Source organism: Nitrosomonas sp. Nm34, assembly GCF_900113925.1.
Taxonomy (GTDB): Bacteria; Pseudomonadota; Gammaproteobacteria; order Burkholderiales; family Nitrosomonadaceae; genus Nitrosomonas.
In genome coordinates, this window is sequence record NZ_FORD01000020.1 from 40316 (window position 1) to 60350 (window position 20035).

A 20035-nucleotide genomic window follows, 5' to 3' on the forward strand; every position below is an offset into this window, starting at 1 on the left:
ATTTTATGAAAATAATAGTACTGACTTACTCAGTGCCAATCCTATTGGAAAAAATTGAGAACAAATGACTCAGACTTATTTTGATCATAACGCTACTACCGCAGTAGATGAAAGCGTATTAGAAGCCATGTTGCCTTATTTTCGGCAGGAATATGGCAATGCCTCCAGCCGTCATGCATTAGGTATGGCAGCGCGTCATGCGATCAGCCAAGCACGCGAGCAGGTCGCGCAGGCCGTCGGAGTGCAGCCATCACAGATCATCTTTACCAGCGGCGGATCAGAAGCAAACAACCTTTTTATCAGAGGGGTCGCGGATTATTTAAAGCCCTCGCGCTTAGTCATCAGCGCGATCGAGCACCCGTGCATCAGGCGGCCAGCCCAGGAATTAGCACGAAAAGCAAGCGAGCGCTGGCAGTTGCGCCAACTGGGGGTGGATGAATTGGGGCGGGTGCAATTGGAAGAGGCCCGTAATGCCTTGACCGACCGACCTGCTATGGTATCAGTGATGTTAGCAAACAATGAAACCGGTGTGATTCAGGAGGTCGCTCAGATCGCGGACATGGCCCGCGCCCAAGGGGCCCGGATGCATACCGACGCAGTTCAGGCATTCGGCAAAATTCCGTTAGATTTCAATGAATTAAAAGTGCATGCGATGACTATTTCAGCACACAAGATTTATGGGCCCAAGGGCGCGGCAGCATTAATTATCGATAAGCGGCTACTGCTCAAGCCACTGATTTATGGTGGAGGGCACGAAAATGGGTTGCGTTCAGGTACGGAGAATGTGCCCGCTATCGTCGGTTTCGGTGTGGCCTGCGAACTGGCCTGTTCGCGCATAAACGAGATGTCCACTCGCTTAACCGAATTGCGTGAATATCTAGAACAAGGCTTGCTTGCAATGGGTGCGACTATTTTTGGATTGGGCGCGCCACGCTTACCTAATACCTGTTATTTTGCGCTGCCGGAGATTGAAGGAGATACGTTGGTTGTTCGGCTGGATAAAGCGGGTTTTGCAGCTGCCAGTGGTGCTGCCTGCTCCAGTGTGACACCTGGGCAGAGTCATGTGCTGGAAGCAATGGGCGTTGACCCTATGCTGGCGCGTTGCGCAGTAAGAGTAAGCTTCGGTTATGGTAATACTATGACCGAAGTCAATGATTTCTTGCAGATCGTGGGCAAAATTGCGAGCGAGCTGAAGAGATTGAATGGAATGCTACTGCAATGATTACCTTCAATATAGTTATCAAATTAAGGAAAATTTGATTTTTTCCAGTAAAATAACTTACCCATATTCATATCCCGACACGACAAATTATAATTGTAACAAGATTAATAATGCATCAAATGATGTTATGACTAACAAAAAAAGCCGAATCCCTGCGAAAGCAATTGTTTTAAGTGCAGGCCAGGGGCGGCGGTTACTCCCTCTCACTGAAAATACGCCTAAGTGCTTGTTACCCGTTTTTGGCAAACCTGTGATCGCATGGCAAATCGATGCTTTACTGAGAGCAGGCATCGAAAATATTACCGTGATTGTCGGGTTTCAGGTAGGAAAGGTGGAGGCATTACTCGCAGAGCGTTACGCTGATTATCCACAAGTCAGAACGCGCTTTAACCCTTTTTTTGAGGTGGCGGATAATCTTGCCAGTTGCTGGATTGCGCGCGATGAGATGACAGATGATTTCCTATTGCTGAATGGCGATACACTTTTTGATGCCGATTTATTATCATGTGTGCTACACGCTGAAATAGCACCTATCACGCTTTGTGTAGACTTCAAGCAAACATTTGATGAAGATGACATGAAAGTGGAGCTGGATACTGAAGGATGGGTTAGACATGTCAGTAAAGAACTCACTGCGGAGCAAACAAACGCAGAATCAATCGGTTTGATTTATTTCCGCAAACAAGGCGTTCAGCTTTTCCGTGCTGCGGTTGAGCACGCATTGCGCGATCCAGCCAGGCTTAAATCCTGGTATCTCAGCATTATTGATAAGTTGGCTCAGCAGCATTTGGTGAATTCCTGTTCTGTACATGGATGCCATTGGGGTGAAATTGATTTCATAGATGATTTGCGCAGAACAGAAACTTTGTTTGCGATACAGGGCGACGCGCTTAAGAAAGCAAACCCAGTGGAAAGCGTAGTAGGCGATAAAATATTACCTTCTTCTATTTAGCTTATGATCATAACCACTTTTAATGGCACCATGCAAAAATTTGGTGCGCCGGCTACGGTCATCCGTCAGTATACCCATTGGAGCGTGCTACTGCGTCCTGCCCAGCTTACCCTGGGAGCGCTGGTTCTTGTTGCACATGAGCCAGCCCAGGCATTTTCTGAATTAAGCCCGGCGAGCTTCATCGAATTACACCAAGTGATCGGGCAAATTGAGCCTGGTCTGAAGAAAGCGTTCAATTACGACAAACTGAACTACTTGATGCTGATGATGGTGGATCCTGATGTTCATTTCCACGTGATCCCACGTTATGCACATTCACAGCAATTTAACGGACAAGAATTTATGGATGCAGGCTGGCCGGGTGTCCCTAATTTCAGTCAAATCAATCCCACCGAAAGCGTCACCAATCAACTCATCATGAAACACATTACTGCTTGTTGGGAATAAAGAAGATAATATGTCTGATCGAAATACACCGCCTGATTTTCCATTGCGCGAAGCACATGCCCTTGTGCGTGATTTGATGACACCCAATCCATGGATTTACTGGCTGGATTTTCTGGTACACATCACGCTCGGCTGGGCTGCGTTTATAACGGCACTGCATAGCTCATTTCTCTCCGTGTGGCAGATTCTTGCTTGTGGTGTGGCAGTATTGGCTTTTTATCGGTCGGCGATCTTTATTCATGAACTGGCCCATCTCAAAAAAGGCACATTTAAAGTATTTCGTTTGGTATGGAACCTGATCTGCGGCATTCCATTGATGATTCCTTCATTTACTTATGATGGCGTGCATAACGATCATCATAAACGGGATGTGTACGGTACCAGCAAGGATGGGGAATATCTCCCCTTCGCCATTCAACGGCCAGGTGAAATGGTGCGTTATGTATTGCTGTCATTTATTCTGCCGTTGTTGCTGGTGGCACGTTTCTTACTGTTGACATCCTTATCCTATCTGATCCCACCCTTGCGCAGGCTGGTCTGGGAACGGGCTTCTTCCCTGACGATTAACCCCAATTACAAACGAGCAGCCAATGCGGTGCGTAATGATCATAATTGGCGCCTGCAGGAATTTGCCACCTTTATATTTGCACTGGCAGTGGTTACCGGTGTGGCCCTCAATATCCTTCTTTACCAGGTGCTGGTACTGTGGTATGTCATAGCCGTATTGGTTTTTATCCTCAATTCCTTGCGTACATTGGCTGCGCATGCTTATCGTAATCCTGGCACTCATACCTTGGAGTTGGCCGAGCAGTATCTTGATTCCATCAATATTCCGGGGAATTTCCTCACAGGGCTGTGGGCTCCAGTAGGGCTGCGTTATCATGCAACCCATCATCTTTTTATGAGTCTGCCTTATCATAATTTAAGCAAGGCGCAGCATCGTCTTGTGCATGGATTGAGTGACAACACCCTTTATCTGCAGACTGTGCGCAAAGGATTATGGGATGCATTGACGCGCATCTGGAAAGAAGCGGCTGCCTCATCTCGATAGGAGAGAAAGTATCATGGAACTAGTGCCGTGAGTGAAAAACCGGAAATAACCAAGCTCGTCCTGCTGCGGCACGGTAAAAGTATCTGGAATCATGACAGGCATTTTACCGGCTGGAGTGACGTGACGCTGAACCTGGCAGGAGAAGAGGAAGCCAGGCGAGCAGGGCATTTGCTTCAGGAAGCTGGTTATACTTTTGATCTCTGCTTTACTTCAGAGCTGAAGCGTGCAACCGATACCCTCAAGATCGTGTTGTCGACCATGGGCTTGGAAGAAATACCCGTTCGGCGAGACTGGCGATTGAACGAACGCCATTATGGTGCATTGGAAGGGCTGCGGCCGTGGGAAGCGATCAGGCAATTTGGAATCTGGCCGATATTGAGTACTCAGATTTGCTTTGCAGCTACACCCCCCTCCCTCAATCTGGGAGATCCACGTTTTCCAGGTAATCAAGTCAGCTATGCAGGCATTGATAAATCCCTCCTGCCTTTGGCAGAAAGTTTAAAGCAAACAGTGGAACGTGCCAAGCCTTTCTGGCAACAAACCATTTTGCCAGAGATTGGCCAAGGAAAGCGTGTACTGATCGTGTCACACAAGAACCTGTTGCGTGGCTTAATGATGCAACTCGCCAACCTGTCGCAAAAGCAAGTGATGAAACTATCCATCGCAACCGCCCAGCCACTATGTGTTGAGCTGGATAGCAGGTTGAATCTGGTCAGGTACTATTATGTGCACTAGGAAAAAGGGTAAATTTGAATGATCCATTACCTACAAGACTGGAGTTTTTATATACGCTAGCCTAGAAAAAAGATGAGTGCCCTTTCGGCTATAGCAACCTGCTCCTGCGGTAAAAGGGACGCCTCTCGCAAAGGTGCTGCATCAAGATTTGAGAGAAGCATACCATCTTAAAAGTTAGCACATGTCTTAAAACCGCCAAAAGCTGGCAATCAAGATGGGCTCAGGATAGAATCATAACCATTAAAGGGTAATCTAGTGATGTTTGTGCCCCTACTATAGGTCTTCTTTTTTACCATTTAAACCTAGGTCGAGTCTTTATGCGTATCGTAGTGACAGGGATGGGAGTGGTTTCGCCGATCGGAATGGGCGTTGATCACTTCTGGAAGGCAGCCATTAAGGGCATGAGTGGAATTCGTCGTATTCAAAGTTTTGATGCATCCAGACAGCGTTCCCAGATAGCAGGCGAAGTCATCGGATTTGACCCTACCTCTTTTTTGTCAGCCAAGCAGGTGGAACAAACAGACCGATTTACTCAACTAGCGTTATTGGCCGCTAGCTTGGCGTTGGAAGATGCTGGTCACCTTGATGGTTATGCGCCAGAGCGTCGGGCTGTGAGCTTGGGGTCCGGGATGGGTGGTTTTGCCACCTTTGAATCTTCTGCTGCACGCAAGTTGCAGAATAAATCCATACCTCCCTTTACTGTACCCCGTATCATGGCAAATTCTGCTGCCGCCTGGATCGCTGCCAGATACGGATTGAAAGGCGTTAATCTGACCTCGAGTACGGCTTGTTCTTCGGGCGGAAATGCAATCGGTATGGGGCTGGATCTTTTGCGCACCGGAAAAGCAGATGCGGTTATTGCAGGGGGGGCGGAAGCCTGTGTCTTGCCGCTCACCATGTCGGGTTTTGAAGCCTTGTTTGCGTTATCTACTCATTATAATAATGATCCGGAACAGGCTTCCAGACCTTTCGCCAAAGACCGCGATGGGTTTGTGATTGGAGAAGGTGCGGGTATACTCATCCTGGAGAAAGAAGAAGAAGCCGTGAAGCGTGGCGCTAAAATATACGCTTACTTGGCGGGCTATGGCTGCACCTGCGATGCAATGCATATCGTCGCACCCGAAGTGGAAGGACAGGTATCCGCCATGAAAGCCGCTATTCGGGATGCCGGTATACCACTAGAGAGAGTGGACTACATCAACGCTCATGCGACGTCTACACCACTGGGTGACATTGTTGAAACCAAAGCCATCAAAGAGCTTTTTGGGGAACGTGCGCAAGAGATTGCCATCAGTGCTACTAAATCGCTCATTGGTCATACGATCGGTGCATCAGCTGCAATTGGTAGCATTGCTACCGTGATGACATTGTATACCGGTACAATTCACCCAACTATCAATCTTGCTGAGGTTGATCCCGAGTGTGATCTCAGGTATACACCAAATCAGGCCATCCAACAGAGAGTCCAAACCGGTATGTGTAATGCATTCGGTTTTGGCGGCAACAACGTCAGCATTATCTTTACAACGGTTTAAAACACAGGGTAATTTCAAATATGGATAAAACAGATACTGAACAGAAAGTAATACAATTTATCGCATCAAAGGTTGAAAATGTGGATGTTTCCCAAATAACGACTGCTTCACAATTTGGGGAGCTGGGACTTGATTCCATGGATACCGTTCAGCTGCTATTTGATGCAGAAGAGGAATTTGGCGTTTCTTTTGACGGTGACGAAGTCAAAAATTTTCGCAGTGTTGGAGATATTGTTAACCATATCGATAATCATCCTCCTTCTGTATCTGCATAAGAACGCATAGAAGTCATTCGGCATAGCCCGGTCCCTTACCGCGTGAGTCGCGCGCGAAGAAATTGATCTTGCCCATGGGTAATACCACGATGCCGCCGGGTGAAACCACATACTTCTTGTTATCCGCTTCCCGATCATAGCCAAGTTGTGTGTTGGGTTCGATGGTGTTATGGCGGTCGATAATGACGTGCCGCAGGCGGGCATTACGTCCTATTCGCACATAATCCATAATGATGCAATCCTCCAGTTCGGCACCTTCTTCTATTACGGTTTCACGGCGCACGATACAATTTTGGATACGCGTGTTTTTGTGGATGACGCAGGCTGCACCAAACAAGCTATTCTTAATTTCACCGCCCAGGATTTTTGCCACCGGGCCCTGATAGTTACTGGAGAAGATAGGCCATTGTGGATTAAATGCGTCGAAACGGGGAGTCTCTCCCAATACATCCTTATGTGCGCCCAAATAAGCATCGATCGTTCCCACATCACGCCAATAGCCCACTTCCTCGTAAGACTTGATACCGGGTATTACATTGGTGGAAAAGTCATAAGCATATAAGCGCTGACTGGCCATTAAGCGTGGCAACACATGGCGTCCGAAATCGGTTTCGCCAAGCCGGTGGGCTTCGCGTAACGCTTCTATCAACACTTCGGTATTGAATAGATAGTTTCCCATGGAAGCATAGGCTCGGCCGGGGTCAGAGGGCATAGGTTTAGGTGCCGAGGGTTTTTCTTGAAACTCGCAAATTCTTCCCTCCGTGTCAGTGCCAATAACACCAAAGCTCGATGCCTGTTCTATAGGGATCGGTAACGCTGCAACTGTCACATCAGCCTGATGCTCTCGATGGAACCACACCATTTGGTTGATATCCATCCGATAGATGTGATCAGCGCCAAACACAGCGACAATATCGGGTTGATGTAATTCGATGAGCCTGAGGCCCTGATACACAGCGTCCGCGGTACCTTTAAATTGCAGGGTTTCCTTGTGCATTTCTGGGGGCACCACTGTGACAAACTGGCTGGGCAGTAAGGGCGATATGACCCAAGCTTTTCGAATGTGTTCAATGAGCTCTTGTGATTTATACTGCACTAATAGGTATACAGAATTTATTCCAGAATTGATCAGGTTGCTTAAAACAAAATCTACAATTCGATATCGTGCACCAAAGGGAACAGCAGGTTTACAACGCTCTGCAGATAATGGATTTAAACGCTTACCTTCTCCTCCTGCTAGCACAAATGCGATAATTTTTTCCAGCTGTCTTCTATCTCTCATTATGACTCCTTGTGATGACGTTTTTTGAGCTGATTACCATATTAAAATATTAGCCTATATGAGTACTCAAGCGGACTTTAATTTGATAGGGATCAAGAGAGGCATCCTAGATAAATTCTGCCAGACTACTATGGTTCAGGATCTTTTAGCAGGTTATTGAAAAACGTATTCGAGGCAGTTGGTAATAGGTAAAAACAGGCGAAGCAGAACTTATCCCTGATAAATGAGCACGTTGAGCCTATTTTTAACACCACAGCAGCCAAGCAGATAGTTTTTCAACAACTTGCTAATTCCATTTCCCAATCAAACATGACGCGAAGGCGAGCCGCAGACAGTATCAATCATACGGCAAGGTGAAGCTGCGGCAAAGTCGGTTTTGATTTAGCAAGCGTATAAGCAGGCTCATCATCTGATTTGTATCCAAATCGACCGCATTGAGTGTCTGGTCGAGTTCATGGAAAAATTGCTTGCCGATAACTATTTCTCCCGCCATCATAGAAGAAGCACAAAGTTTGGCCGAAGAAAGTGGAGGTTGTAATGAAAACGATTCATGTCATCTCCCATGTTCACTGGGACCGAGAATGGTATCGCACTTTTCAGCAGTTCCGTCTCAGGCTCGTTCATCTTATGGACGGCTTGCTCGACCTGCTCGCTAAGGATGACAATTACAAACACTTTATGCTGGATGGTCAGACCATCGTGCTGGATGACTACCTGCTCATGCGGCCAGAAGCAGAAGCAACTCTCAAGGAGAACATTCGCAAAGGGCGTATTTTGATTGGTCCCTGGCACATCCTGCCCGATATGTTTCTCGTTAGCCCGGAAGCGCATATTCGCAATTTGCTGGCAGGTGAACGGGAGGCGCGCAAGTTTGGTCAGAAAATGAGGATCGGTTATCTGCCCGATTCCTTTGGTCATATCGGGCAAATGCCTCAGATTCTGCGTGGATTTGGCATTGACAATGCCTGTGTTTGGCGGGGATTGGATGATCAGCCTGCCGAGTTCTGGTGGCAAGCCCCGGATGGCTCGCGTGTACTGATGATGTATCTACGCGACTCTTACAGCAATGGTGCTGGTCTTGATGTGGATAATCCCGCGCAATTCACTGAACAAATCAAACAAACCGCAGATTCACTTGCGCCACATTCTGCTTTGTCTCATTTGCTGGTGATGTATGGTACGGATCATATGGAACCACCGGCCGGAACAAGCAAAGCCATTCAAGTTGCGAATGAGCATCTCAAAGCATACTGCGCCATCCATTCGACCTTGCCAGCCTATCTCAAAGAAATGCAGACAGAAATCGCAGAGCAGAAATTACAACTTCCTGTGGTTACCGGTGAATTGCGTTCCTGTAAACGCTCACCTTTATTGCCGGGCGTGTTATCTACGCGCATGTGGATCAAACAGCGCAATCACATCTGCGAGAATTTACTGGAGAAATGGGCCGAGCCATGGAGTGTGTTTGCTTCACTCATGAAGTTAGTTAACAAACCAGCACCTATTGTTCGTCAAGCATGGCAACTGCTGATGGAGTGCCACCCGCACGATTCAATTTGCGGCTGCTCCATTGACCAAGTGCACGAAGAGATGAAAACACGCTTTGCCCAGGTAGAACAAATTGGTGAAGAGATCACCAAACAAAATATCGACGCGCTAGCATCCGTAATCAACACCGAGCAGGAGACCTCATCACTTGGCCCTAAGCTGTCAGTCATCATTGCCTTTAATCCGCTTTCTTTTCCCCGTACCGACGTGGTAAGTGCGAGCATGGTGTTGCTACCGAACATTTTCGATTTTGAGATCGTGGATGAAGCAGGTAATCACGTGCCGCATCAGTCTGCCAGTGAAAAGGTAACCGATTTGATCAATGTTCATGTATCACGTGAAAAGCTTGGCAGTCTGCTTGGGCTGGTACATGAAGGGCGCATCAGTAACCTGGCCGTACAGGCGGTTCACTTCGAGCGTGAGGGTGTCACCATGCATATCGAAGCCATTTTTGCCGAGAATAAGCCTCCTGAAGTGGAGGTATGGAATAAGGGCGTGATGGCACTTCGGGAGTTCATTCATGATGCCAGCATAGAAATCTTTCACATCCATGCTCGTTCGCCGCAATCGACTGATATTACCTTTGTAGTAAATGATGTGCCTGCTTTGGGATGGAAGACTTTCTATCTTTGCGCCAAGGAAAACAACTCGCCTGAAATCGAGGTGTCACCCGTCATGCGTTCACTCACGCCACTGGCATCTCTGCCATTCGTGCAAAAACTCATAGCACGCCTGTCCAATCGCAAATGCCGTCCACCTTATGTGATTGAAAATACCCTCTTCGTGGTTGAATTAGAATTAAGTGACCGAACGTTGACGATTACTGACAAGACTACAGCAAAGAAATATCGCGGTTTGAATCGTTTTGTAGATAGCGGTGACTGTGGCGACGAATATAATTTCTCCCCACCCTCAGTCGACAGCACACAGTACCTCCCCGCCTTATGTGGGGTAAACATCGTGCGTGGTGCTGTCCAGCAGGTTATCACTGTTTCGCTTGAAATGAATATTCCTGCCAGTTTAAACACAGACAGGAAATCACGGTCAAGTGAAAGGGTAACCCTTCCCATTACTACTACTATTACATTGATCAACGGCGTCCCGCGTGTGGATATTCACACACGCGTCAATAATACCGCCAAAGATCACCGCCTGCGGGTACATTTTCCCTTCTTGACAGAAGTTGAGTTTGCCCAATTTGATGGTCATTTTGAAATCGTCAAACGAAAAACGGGTGTTCCTTTGCATGAGGCAACATGGGTAGAGGAGCCACGCCCCGAAGCACCCCAGCGCGCGTTTACTTCAGCTGCTGACATAGTCATCGCCAACCGCGGCTTATCGGAAGTGGAAGTAACCTCGCGCCATGAAATTGCCCTTACTCTTGTGCGCTGCGTCGGTTGGCTCTCACGTGATGATTTTTCTACCCGTACTGGGCACGCAGGTCCTTTTCTGGAAACACCGAAAGCGCAAATGCAGGGTGAATGGGCGTTTGATTATTCGATCATCTTGAATCAGAGTAATTTTCAGCAGGCATGGAGTTTTGATGTACCCTTACGCGTTGTTTCGACCCATCTACACCGCGGTATGCTTCCTGGCACAGGCTCCTTTGTGACTGTCGATCACCCTTCTTTTTTAATAAGTGCTGTGAAAGAGACAGATGACGGTCGCGGCTGGCTTGTGCGTGGCTATAATGTTGGTGACGAAGAGATTGAAGTTACCATCACGCCATGGCGTAAATTCGGCAAATCTGCGCGAGTAAATATGGCAGAGCAAACAATCAGCCCTCTCGAGATTGGGCGAAACGGAGAAATAACCGTCAGCGTGCACTGTCATGAAGTAGCTTCGGTCATGTTTGAGGAGGAGTAGGCTGGGCTGATCAATCAACAGGAAGTTTGACGAGTCAGCCAGCTTTGCGTATATTTTCCTTATACTGAGCTGGACACATGGTTGCTTCCATTGCCCAATCAAAACTGAGTTTGTCGGCCTCCTCTTGCCGTATGATTGATAGTGTCTGCGGCTCGCCTTCATGTCATTTTTGATTTCGCAATGGAATGAGTCGGGTTTCATACCGAGCGGCCACTTCGGAAGTAAACTCTTAAAAAGGAAAACGCATGAGAGTTACCGTCATTGGTGCTGGTTATGTTGGACTGGTCACGAGCGCGTGTTTCGCCGATGTGGGAAACGATGTCGTGTGTATTGATACTGATCCGAAAAAAATCGAGCGTCTTAATCACGGCGAAATTCCGCTTAGCGAGCCAGGTCTTGATGTCATCGTCTCTCGTAACAGCACAGCGGGTCGTCTGAAATTTTCAACGAGCTATCAGGATGCAGTCGCTCATGCCTCACTTATCTTTATTGCCGTGGGGACACCTTCGAGCGAAGATGGCTCGGCCGATTTGTCGCGGGTCCTGTCCTGTGCGCATGCCTTGGGTCAACAAATTGTGCGCGATACGCTGGTGGTCATCAAATCCACCGTGCCCGTCGGCACTAATGATCAGGTGCTGGCTGCCTTGCAAAAGGAACTTCAGCAGCGTGATGCTAACGTCCAGGTGCGTACCGCCTCCAACCCTGAGTTTCTTAAAGAAGGCGCCGCCGTCGACGATTTCATGCGGCCAGATCGTATCATTGTCGGCGTAAACGATGCGGCTGCAGCCGATATATTGCGTGCGCTTTATCTTCCTTTTAACCGCAATCGTGATCGGCTGTTTATAATGGATGTGCGCTCGGCTGAATTTACTAAATATGCAGCCAATGCGATGTTGGCGCTACGTATTTCCTTCATGAACGAGATGGCCGACATGGCAGACCGGCTGGGCGTGGATATCGAAGAAGTGCGCCACGGCATCGGTGCGGATCCCCGTATTGGGCCGCACTTTTTGTATGCTGGTATGGGCTTTGGCGGCTCGTGCTTTCCCAAAGATTTGCGCGCACTTGTGCGTCTTGCTGATAGCATCGGGGAGCCGGCTCTGTTGCTGCGTTCCTCTATCCAAGTCAACGAACGGCAACGTGGCATTTTATTTGAAAAGATCAAAGCTTTTTTTGGAGGAAACGTACAGGGTAAGACCATTGCGCTGTGGGGCCTGGCCTTCAAAGCTAATACCGACGACATGCGTGAAGCGCCCAGTATTATGCTGGTCGATTTGCTCACTCACTTCGGCGCGCACGTGTATGCCTACGATCCCGCGGCGATCAACAACGCGCGTCAGATATTTAAAACAACCCAAGGAATAACGTTTACCGCTTCAGCGCGTGAAGCGTGTGAGGGTGCTGACGTGCTCGCTGTCGTCACCGAATGGCTGGAATTTCGTAGTCCTGACTTTGAATGGCTGGCCGCTACGCTCATCCATAAAGCCCTGTTTGACGGTCGTAATCTTTATGATCCTACTTTCGTACGCGCTAATGGGCTGCAATATTTCGGTGTGGGACGTGGACACAGCAACTAGCTGCAACGCCAGGAATGTTCTCACCATCGTTACCGGGGTGGCCGGATTTATTGGCATGCATCTGACTCAGGCGCTGCTCGCGCGTGGGGAGCAGGTCGTGGGCGTGGATAACCTCAATGACTACTACGATCCTGTACTTAAAGAGGCGCGGCTGGCGCAGTTACAGACTCATTCCGCTTTTACGTTTGAGCGCATGGATATTACGCATCAAACAAAGTTTGCTGCCTTAGTCGCGCGGTTGCACCCCACCCGTATCGTGCATCTGGCAGCACAAGTGGGCGTACGCTATTCCATTACGCAGCCGCAGGCTTTTATCGATGCCAACCTGAGTGGTTTTCTCAACGTACTGGAAGCAGCACGTCATCTGCAGCACGAAGGGAGATTCACCCATCTGGTCTATGCCTCCAGCTCCAGTGTGTATGGTGCCAACAGCAAGGTACCTTTCTCGGTGGAAGATCGAGTAGACACGCCCGTGAGTCTGTATGCGGTTTCCAAGCGCGCCAACGAATTGATGGCGCAGGTTTACGCGCGCCAGTTTGGTGTTGCCGCGACGGGTTTGCGCATTTTCACAGGATATGGTCCTTGGGGTCGACCTGACATGGCAGCCTTTAAGTTTACCCGTGCAATTTTAGCGGGGGAGCCGATTGATGTTTACAATCACGGCCAGCTGCAGCGCGATTTCACCTACATTGATGACATCATTAGCGGTATGCTGGCCGTGCTGGATCATCCCCCGCCTGCGGTGGAGGGCGTGCCTCATGCCCTCTACAATATTGGTAACCATCAGCCTGAGTTACTCTTGCGCTTTATTGAGGTGTTGGCTCAAGCGCTGGACCGTACTCCGAGGTTGAATCTGCTGCCGATGCAACCGGGTGACGTGCTGACTACTTACGCTGACACCACGCCGCTACAGCGTGATTTCGACTGGCGTTCTACCACAACAATTGAGCAGGGTTTGCCGCGTTTTGTGGCCTGGTACCGTGAACACTATCAGGTTTGATCAGCAAGCATTGCCTGGCCGTCACTTCGGCCTCTGCGCTTTTTGGTCATATCGCTCGCTAAGCAAGCGCCGAGTAAGTATTGCTATACGATACAACGCTTTGCTGATATGAGACATAATTACCCAATCGAGCAGCATCGACTGCGCATCGCGGTGTTCTTGTCCGGTTTAAGCGGCGGCGGTGCCCAACGGCGTAGTCTGCTACTTGCACGAGGTTTCGTGGAACGCGGCTGCGCGGTCGACGTGGTCGTGGTGCGTGATGAAGGCCCCTTTCGTGCCGCAGTACCAGCCGGTGCGAGATTATTCGTACTCGAGTCTTATGCGATTGATTTGCCGATCATCCGCAGCTTCAAAGGGCTGTGGGTGATGAGCAGCCTATTTGCCTTGGCGCGTTATCTTACCGTGGAACGCCCTCACGTTGTGCTGTCCACTTCGATTCCTGCCAACCTGGCTGCTTTATGGGGAAGAGCGTGGTCGCAGATGCGCATCCCGATCGTGATCACCGCCAATCTTAATCTCACAAAGGCGACGGCAAAATGGGGGGGATTGATTGCGAAGCTACTGCGCTGGCTGATTGCGCGTGCCTATAACCGCGCACAAGCAGTCATCGCTATTTCACGTGGCGTGGCTGAAGACCTTATGACAGTCACCGGCATTCCCCGGGAGCGCGTATTCCAGATTTACAATCCCATCGACCTCGATCTTGTGGCCCGCCTGTCGTGCGAAACGATCCAGCATCCTTGGCTGAGCACCGGTGCGCCCCCTGTCGTGCTCGCGGTCGGAAAACTCAAATTGCAGAAGGATTATCCCACGCTCATGCGGGCCTTTGCACGCGTGCATACCAAGCGCAAGATGCATCTGGTCATCTTGGGCGAAGGCGAAGAGCGTGCGCGCATTGAACATCTCATCAGGGAGCTTGGTATCGAAAATGACGTGTACCTGCCCGGCTTTGTTGAGAACCCTTTCGCGTGGATGGCGCGTGCTTCGGTTTTTGTGCTGGCGTCTGCCTGGGAGGGTTTCAGCAATGTATTGCTTGAGGCACTTGCCTGCGGTTGCACGGTAGTGAGCACGGACTGCCCAAGCGGTCCGCGCGAAATTCTCGCCGACGGCAAATTCGGCTATCTGGTCCCGGTCGGAAATGATGCAGCACTAGCCGATGCGATCCTGGCCACCTTATCAGCACCATCACCGCGTGAGCATTCAATCGCACGCGCGACAGAGTTCAGCTTCGACATCGCCATAGAACGCTACCTTGCGGTGCTCCGCGGCGTGTGTGCGCTCAGAGAGGAGAATTGATATGCGCATCGCGCTATTTATCTACAGCCTGCGCGGTGGCGGTGCCCAGCAGCGCGCCCTTACGCTCGCCAATGGTTTCGCTGCGAGAGGGCATGCTGTCGATCTCGTGGTCATTGCTGACGATAACGCTGGCATCGCGCTACATCCCCGCGTGCGAGTCGTTGTGCTCAAGCAGGGCTGGCGCCATTTCTTCGAGAGACTCAACCGGCGCATCAATCTGCGTGGGCTGTTTACTGCCTGCGCCATACCGGCGTTGGCGCGCTATCTCCGAGACGAGCACCCTGAGGTGTTGCTTTCAGGTGCGAGTCACGTCAATTTGGTGGCTACATTTGCGCGCCGTTGCTCCAAGATGAATATTCCCCTCGTTCTGCGTGCGAGTAATTACCCTTCTGGTAATATCCGCTGGTGGCCACCGTTTGAGCAAGCGATCCACCGCTTACTGCGCTGGACACTCGGCGTTATTTATCCGTGGGCAGATCACATTATTGCCGTCTCCCAAGGGGTGGCGCGCGAGGTACAGCGCCTCGCCGGTTTGCCAGACCATCGCGTCAGCACGATCTATAATCCCGTGGTTGGTCCTTACATTGCACACCGTGCCGCGCAACCTGTCAACCATGTTTGGGTCACCGACCGCTCTGTTCCGTTGATCATTGCTGTGGGTCGCCTGACCGTTCAGAAAGACTATCCAACCCTGATTCGTGCTTTTGCACGCGTGCGCGCCGTGCGTGCGGCGCACTTGGTGATTCTGGGTGAAGGGCGCCAACGCCACAAGCTCGAGAAGCTCATGCATGAGCTCCGACTCGATACTGATGCCGCGCTTTTGGGCCATGTGGACAATCCGTTTGCCTGGATGTCGAAGGCAGCTGTGCTCGTGTTGTCTTCTGCGTGGGAGGGATTACCGGGTGTGTTAATCGAGGCGCTAGCGTGTGGCTGTCCAGTCGTGTCGACCGACTGTCCGAGTGGTCCGCATGAGATACTGGAGGGCGGCATCATCGGTCCCCTGGTACCGGTGCACGACGACCGGGCACTCGCCGCAGCCATCCTTAAGCTGCTCGCGGCACCGCCCGCACGTGCCAAGCTCCTTCGTCGGGCTGAGGATTTTCGTATTGATGCCGGGGTTGATGCCTATTTGCGTGTACTCGCGGCTCAAGTCGCCGCACGGGGCGTTTCCTCTGGGCCAAGCAGCACCGCATGACCCGACTCAAGCCGGTAAGTTTGGTCTGCCAGAAAAAGTGGCGTTTGCTGATGTGAGACGGCAAGGATGGTAACCTGACCGCGCAGTCCTGCTACCATCTGCCATACCGCTTCCTCGCTGGCAGTATCCAGCATTGAAGTGGGTTCGTCCAGGATGAGGAGCAGCGGACGACGCACAAGGGCGCGCGCAATCGCAATGCGCTGGCGTTCCCCTCCCGAGAGTTTGGCACCAAGCTCGCCGGCATTGCTGTCCATGCCTTGTGGCAAGTTTGCGATGAATGGCCACGCACCACAGCGTCGCAGCGCGTCCTCGATGTCTGCGCGACCGATTGCTGGATCACCGAGCGAGACGTTTAGCGCGATACTCTCATTAAACAGTATCGTCTCCTGCGGAACATAACCGATCATGCGCCGCCATGTGGTCGCATCTAGCTCACCAAGCGGCACGTCATCCACATAGATATCACCTGACTGTGGGCTCACCAGACGAGCCAGCAAATCGATAATAGTGGTCTTGCCGGCGCCGGATGGCCCAACAAGGACAGTGAATTTGCTGGCTGGAATGTCGACAGATACCCCATCAAGCACCCTGTGCGTGTCGTGAGCGAACACTACATCGCGTAGCGTTATGCCGCGTGTGAGGTGTGGTATGGTATCGCCAGTGATCATTTCACGCTCGGCCTCGGCCTTCTCGACGGTCGAGAGCAGCGACCAGTATGCGCTTTCCTTCTCGGCCATATCCTGGTACTGTCGCTGCGCTTTGTTGAGGCTGGTTAGCATGCGAATAAAGACCAGCGCGAGCATGAATACTAAGGAAAGGTCGAGGCCAAGCACAACGATGCATACATATACACTAATGGCGACGTAGGACATGAGCGCCATGTCCTGGAGCGCGGCGACTGCTTCTTTAGTGATGACCTGGCGGCGTAAGGCGGTGTTAAGCTGCTCGGTCTCATTCACAAGTATCGGCGTGACAATCGGCTCGCGTCCCATAACCTTGACGAGCTTGATGCCGCGAAAGATGTCGATGAGGCGGGTAATGGCATCTTTTTGCAGCGTCGTTTGCAGTGCACCTGCAGCCCGTGTAATGTGAACGAGATGGCTGAGAATTGAAACAGTGACGATGCCAAGTAGAATCGCCACGCCCGTTGCCGGCGAAGAAGTCATTGCGGCGATGATGGCATAGGCAATCACGATAATTAACTGAGAGATCATCGTGACGCCCGCTAAATAAGCTTGCGAGGCACGGGTGGCTTCTGCTGCGAATGCGTTGGCGAGCACTCCGACAGGCTGACTCGTGAAATAGGCCCAGCGCGTATCAAGCAAGGCGCGCAATAAACGCAGTCGCAGATCAGTGGCGACTTGCGCTACAGTGTAGCCGACCTGGCGGTTGGCAACGAGCAGCAGCGCCGATTTGATCAGCAATGCTACTAAAATTGCCAATAATAGAACAGGTGTGGACGGAGCGAGCCCGATAGACGCCAACACAGGCTCCATTATCTGAGCAAGGGCTGAATGTTCGCTGGCTGGCCGTTTACCCGCAAGGCTCAGCAGCGGGAGCAAAGTAGAAAACCCAAAACCCTCTACTGCTGCGGCCAGCACCAGCGAGGCAACCACCAGTGCACTGCGCCATGGATCGCTACGGGAAAAGATGAGCAGCAGTTTCATGAAGCAGACCTGTTATGACGCCTTCAAAAGATGCTCTGCCAATCCGGGTTTCTGCGCACCACATCATACTGGCGGTGTGCTTCAAGATGTCGTTTCATGTATGCTCCGTTTTGAATAGTTGCTAATATTATTCCATTTCTAAATCCAAACTGATTTTGTCGGCTTCACCTTGCCGTATGATTGAAACTGTCTGCGGCTCGCCTTCGCGTCATGTTTGATTTGGAAATGGAATGACTACAAGCATATACCGTACCTCAGACAAGGAATAGCTCCTTATGAAAAACATTTTATTACAAAGGATAGAGGGGATAGCGCGTGACTCAACACACATCTTATGCTGCTGTGGTGCTTGCAGCAGACCGCACCGCCAACGATGCGGTTGCCAGCCAAGCAGACGTTGCCTGTAAAGCGTTTGCTCCTGTTGCTGGCACACCCATGATTATCCGTGTGCTCGATGCATTGGCTGCGACTCACAGGGTGCAATCGATCATCCTATGCGGCCCGCCCAAAGCCTTACTGCCGCAATGTCCTGAGCTAGTCAAACGTATCGCAAGCGGACAGATCGTCTGGGTCGCCAACGAGAATTCACCTAGCCGCAGTGCAGATAAAGCGCTGGCGCAAGTGGATGAGCACACACGCGTGTTGCTGACCACAGCTGATCATGCGCTCCTTACGCCAGAAATCGTACAGTATTTTCTGGAGGCATCGAGCGCGGCGGATTGTGATGTGACAGTGGGGATGACCGATCATGAACTCATCAAAGCCGTTTTCCCAGGACGCAAGAAAACAGTCATCCGCTTACGGGATGGGAATTTCTGTGGTTGTAATTTATATACCTTCAATCAACAGGGTCGTGAACTGATTTCATTTTGGCGCAGAGCGGAAGAACAACGCAAACGACCTTGGCGGCTGGTCGGCCGGGTCCTGGGCTGGCGAGCCGTATTGAGTTATTTGTTTGGATTTTTAACGATGACGCAAGCGCTGAAAAGTGTTTCGGCCAAAACGGGTGTAAGAATACAGGCGATTAGACTTCCGTTTGCAGAAGCGGGGATTGATGTCGATAAGGCTGAGGATTTGCAGTTGGTAGAGTCTCACTTAAATAAACAATGAAGTATTTTGTCTGAGACAGCCGGTACAGCCAGTAACAAATTCCGCAGTGATTTTCAAGAAGAAATTGTGTGAACTACGCTTCAACAAATCTATAATGACTTCACTGACCGCTATGAGCGGCAGCGAGGCCATCATAATATTTGACTTATCAGGGACAGACCACGGTTTGGGTTATGGGGGCAACAGATTGCAGGATTCTGGTTTTATAACCTTATATACCGTTACCCAGCTTTGCTAAGTGCTTCCCGATGTCCCGGTGTCTGGCGATATACTTATTGCTTAAAGAGTCCATTACTCAGCGTATTGCGCTATTCGTCTCCGTCAGATTATTTTATCAGCGCTGACTTCAATTCATAACAGAACAGCTCGCAGTAAGCTTTCAGCCAGTCAAACCATGGTCTATCTATTTGTTACTCTATTCTCCTATCAACTTACGCTCAACTGAGTTATTTGTTACGAGCTGGCGTAAAAGGTTTCGGCTTGGTAGGGATCTCGGTATCGCTAAACGTTTTCAAATACGCCACGATGGCATCCTCTTCCTCTGAGGTTAACCCAAGATTACCAAGAATCGGTCCCCCGCGAGCGGTATTTTCCGGTTGTTCTGCTGCGGGCCAGCATTTATTCGCCAGTGCCTTCTCTTCCGTGTCTACCCCTAATTCGGGAGGACACACGGTGGCGCTCGTATTATAGAAATTTACGAAACCCTTGAGACTCTTGAAGAAACCATTATGTGCATAGGCCTTCACGAAAGAGGGATTGGGTCGAGTATCCACATTGCGCAGGGTCGGAGTCTTCCAAAAGCCACGGTGAGCCGGGTCGTTGGTGGTATCACTCAGGCCATCGTCTGGGTTTGTAGGGTTGAACTGTCCGATCTCGGGATTGGGCGGTGTGCCTATATTATGATAACTAAAATCAGTGTACAGCTGAGTAGGCTCCGTCCCATCCGAAGGATTCGGACCAAAAGGAGAATTGCCACTATAGCCTAACCAGTTAAGAATGATTCAGAATGTATAGGTTTTGAAGAGCATCTCAACGGTCTGGTTTTGTTGTCTACGCAGTGCTTTGGCCTGTGCCCATTTATGTTTAATAGGGTTAAGATCAGGAGAATAAGCGGGCAAATATTCAAGGGTGTGCCCAGCGTTTTGTATGGCCTCTTGCGTATCCTGCCTCTTATGGAAAGTGGCATTGTCCATCACAACGACGGCATATGACGGCAATTCAGGCAACAGGTCCTGCATCGCCCATTCGTGAAACACATCCGCATTGATATTGAGTGC

General features: G+C 50.3%; 17 protein-coding genes. 13 read left to right on the forward strand and 4 right to left on the reverse strand.

The genetic code is table 11. The features are described from left to right. Positions 1–64 precede the first annotated feature (64 nt). The 7 genes from BM283_RS09720 (at position 65) to BM283_RS09750 (ending at position 6217) form a co-directional block, all read left to right on the forward strand. On the forward strand, positions 65–1222 hold the full coding sequence (locus BM283_RS09720) for a cysteine desulfurase family protein (RefSeq protein WP_090692497.1): 1158 nt from the start codon (positions 65–67) through the stop codon (positions 1220–1222). A 127-nt stretch (positions 1223–1349) separates the two neighbouring features. After that, positions 1350–2174 carry a phosphocholine cytidylyltransferase family protein gene (locus tag BM283_RS09725; protein WP_090692529.1) on the forward strand — a complete coding sequence of 275 codons (825 nt, stop codon included), beginning with the start codon at positions 1350–1352 and terminating at the stop codon, positions 2172–2174. A 3-nt stretch (positions 2175–2177) separates the two neighbouring features. Further along, a complete protein-coding gene (locus tag BM283_RS09730) occupies positions 2178–2621 on the forward strand; it encodes an HIT family protein (protein WP_090692499.1) in 444 nt (147 codons plus the stop codon). Between the two features lie 10 nt (positions 2622–2631). Then, positions 2632–3672, forward strand: coding sequence for a fatty acid desaturase family protein (locus tag BM283_RS09735; RefSeq protein ID WP_090692501.1), 1041 nt, complete (start codon positions 2632–2634; stop codon positions 3670–3672). A 27-nt stretch (positions 3673–3699) separates the two neighbouring features. Beyond that, positions 3700–4407, forward strand: a complete 708-nt coding sequence (locus BM283_RS09740; RefSeq protein WP_090692503.1) for a 2,3-bisphosphoglycerate-dependent phosphoglycerate mutase — start codon at positions 3700–3702, stop codon at positions 4405–4407. A gap of 317 nt (positions 4408–4724) precedes the next feature. Beyond that, positions 4725–5942, forward strand: a complete 1218-nt coding sequence (fabF, locus tag BM283_RS09745; RefSeq protein WP_090692505.1) for a beta-ketoacyl-ACP synthase II — start codon at positions 4725–4727, stop codon at positions 5940–5942. Between the two features lie 20 nt (positions 5943–5962). Beyond that, positions 5963–6217, forward strand: coding sequence for an acyl carrier protein (locus BM283_RS09750; protein WP_090692507.1), 255 nt, complete (start codon positions 5963–5965; stop codon positions 6215–6217). Positions 6218–6230: 13 nt separating this feature from the next. Here the strand turns inward: BM283_RS09750 and BM283_RS09755 are convergent, their stop codons facing one another. Further along, positions 6231–7499, reverse strand: coding sequence for a glucose-1-phosphate adenylyltransferase (locus BM283_RS09755; RefSeq protein WP_090692509.1), 1269 nt, complete (start codon positions 7497–7499; stop codon positions 6231–6233). Positions 7500–8036: 537 nt separating this feature from the next. Between BM283_RS09755 and BM283_RS09760 the strand changes: the two genes are divergently transcribed. From BM283_RS09760 to BM283_RS09780, 5 genes are all read left to right on the forward strand, one after another. Beyond that, on the forward strand, positions 8037–10913 hold the full coding sequence (locus tag BM283_RS09760) for an alpha-mannosidase (RefSeq protein ID WP_090692512.1): 2877 nt from the start codon (positions 8037–8039) through the stop codon (positions 10911–10913). Between the two features lie 245 nt (positions 10914–11158). Then, positions 11159–12490 (forward strand): UDP-glucose dehydrogenase family protein, encoded by a 1332-nt coding sequence (locus BM283_RS09765; protein ID WP_090692514.1) that lies wholly within the window; start codon positions 11159–11161, stop codon positions 12488–12490. Continuing rightward, entirely contained in the window at positions 12474–13490 is a 1017-nt protein-coding gene (locus tag BM283_RS09770; protein ID WP_302848285.1) for an NAD-dependent epimerase/dehydratase family protein, read from the forward strand. Before BM283_RS09765 ends, BM283_RS09770 begins: the two co-directional genes overlap by 17 nt. A 108-nt stretch (positions 13491–13598) precedes the next feature. After that, entirely contained in the window at positions 13599–14786 is a 1188-nt protein-coding gene (locus BM283_RS09775; protein ID WP_090692532.1) for a glycosyltransferase, read from the forward strand. A gap of 1 nt (position 14787) precedes the next feature. Further along, positions 14788–15981: a glycosyltransferase gene (locus BM283_RS09780; RefSeq protein ID WP_090692520.1), complete on the forward strand. Its 1194-nt coding sequence runs from the start codon at positions 14788–14790 to the stop codon at positions 15979–15981. Here the strand turns inward: BM283_RS09780 and BM283_RS09785 are convergent. Then, complete coding sequence (locus BM283_RS09785; RefSeq protein WP_090692522.1) at positions 15933–17648, reverse strand: ATP-binding cassette domain-containing protein; 1716 nt, start codon at positions 17646–17648, stop codon at positions 15933–15935. The genes BM283_RS09780 and BM283_RS09785 overlap by 49 nt on opposite strands. Positions 17649–17963: 315 nt before the next feature. On the opposite strand from BM283_RS09785, the gene BM283_RS09790 reads away from it, so the two are divergent. Then, the gene (locus tag BM283_RS09790; RefSeq protein WP_090692524.1) at positions 17964–18758 is read left to right on the forward strand and encodes a nucleotidyltransferase family protein; all 795 of its coding nucleotides are present in this window, start codon (positions 17964–17966) and stop codon (positions 18756–18758) included. Positions 18759–19204: 446 nt separating this feature from the next. On the opposite strand, the gene BM283_RS09795 is transcribed toward BM283_RS09790, so the two are convergent. Further along, a complete protein-coding gene (locus tag BM283_RS09795; RefSeq protein ID WP_139225240.1) occupies positions 19205–19429 on the reverse strand; it encodes a hypothetical protein in 225 nt (74 codons plus the stop codon). A gap of 330 nt (positions 19430–19759) precedes the next feature. Beyond that, positions 19760–20035: transposase (locus tag BM283_RS09800; protein ID WP_175492091.1), on the reverse strand; the 276-nt coding region annotated here is incomplete at its 5' end.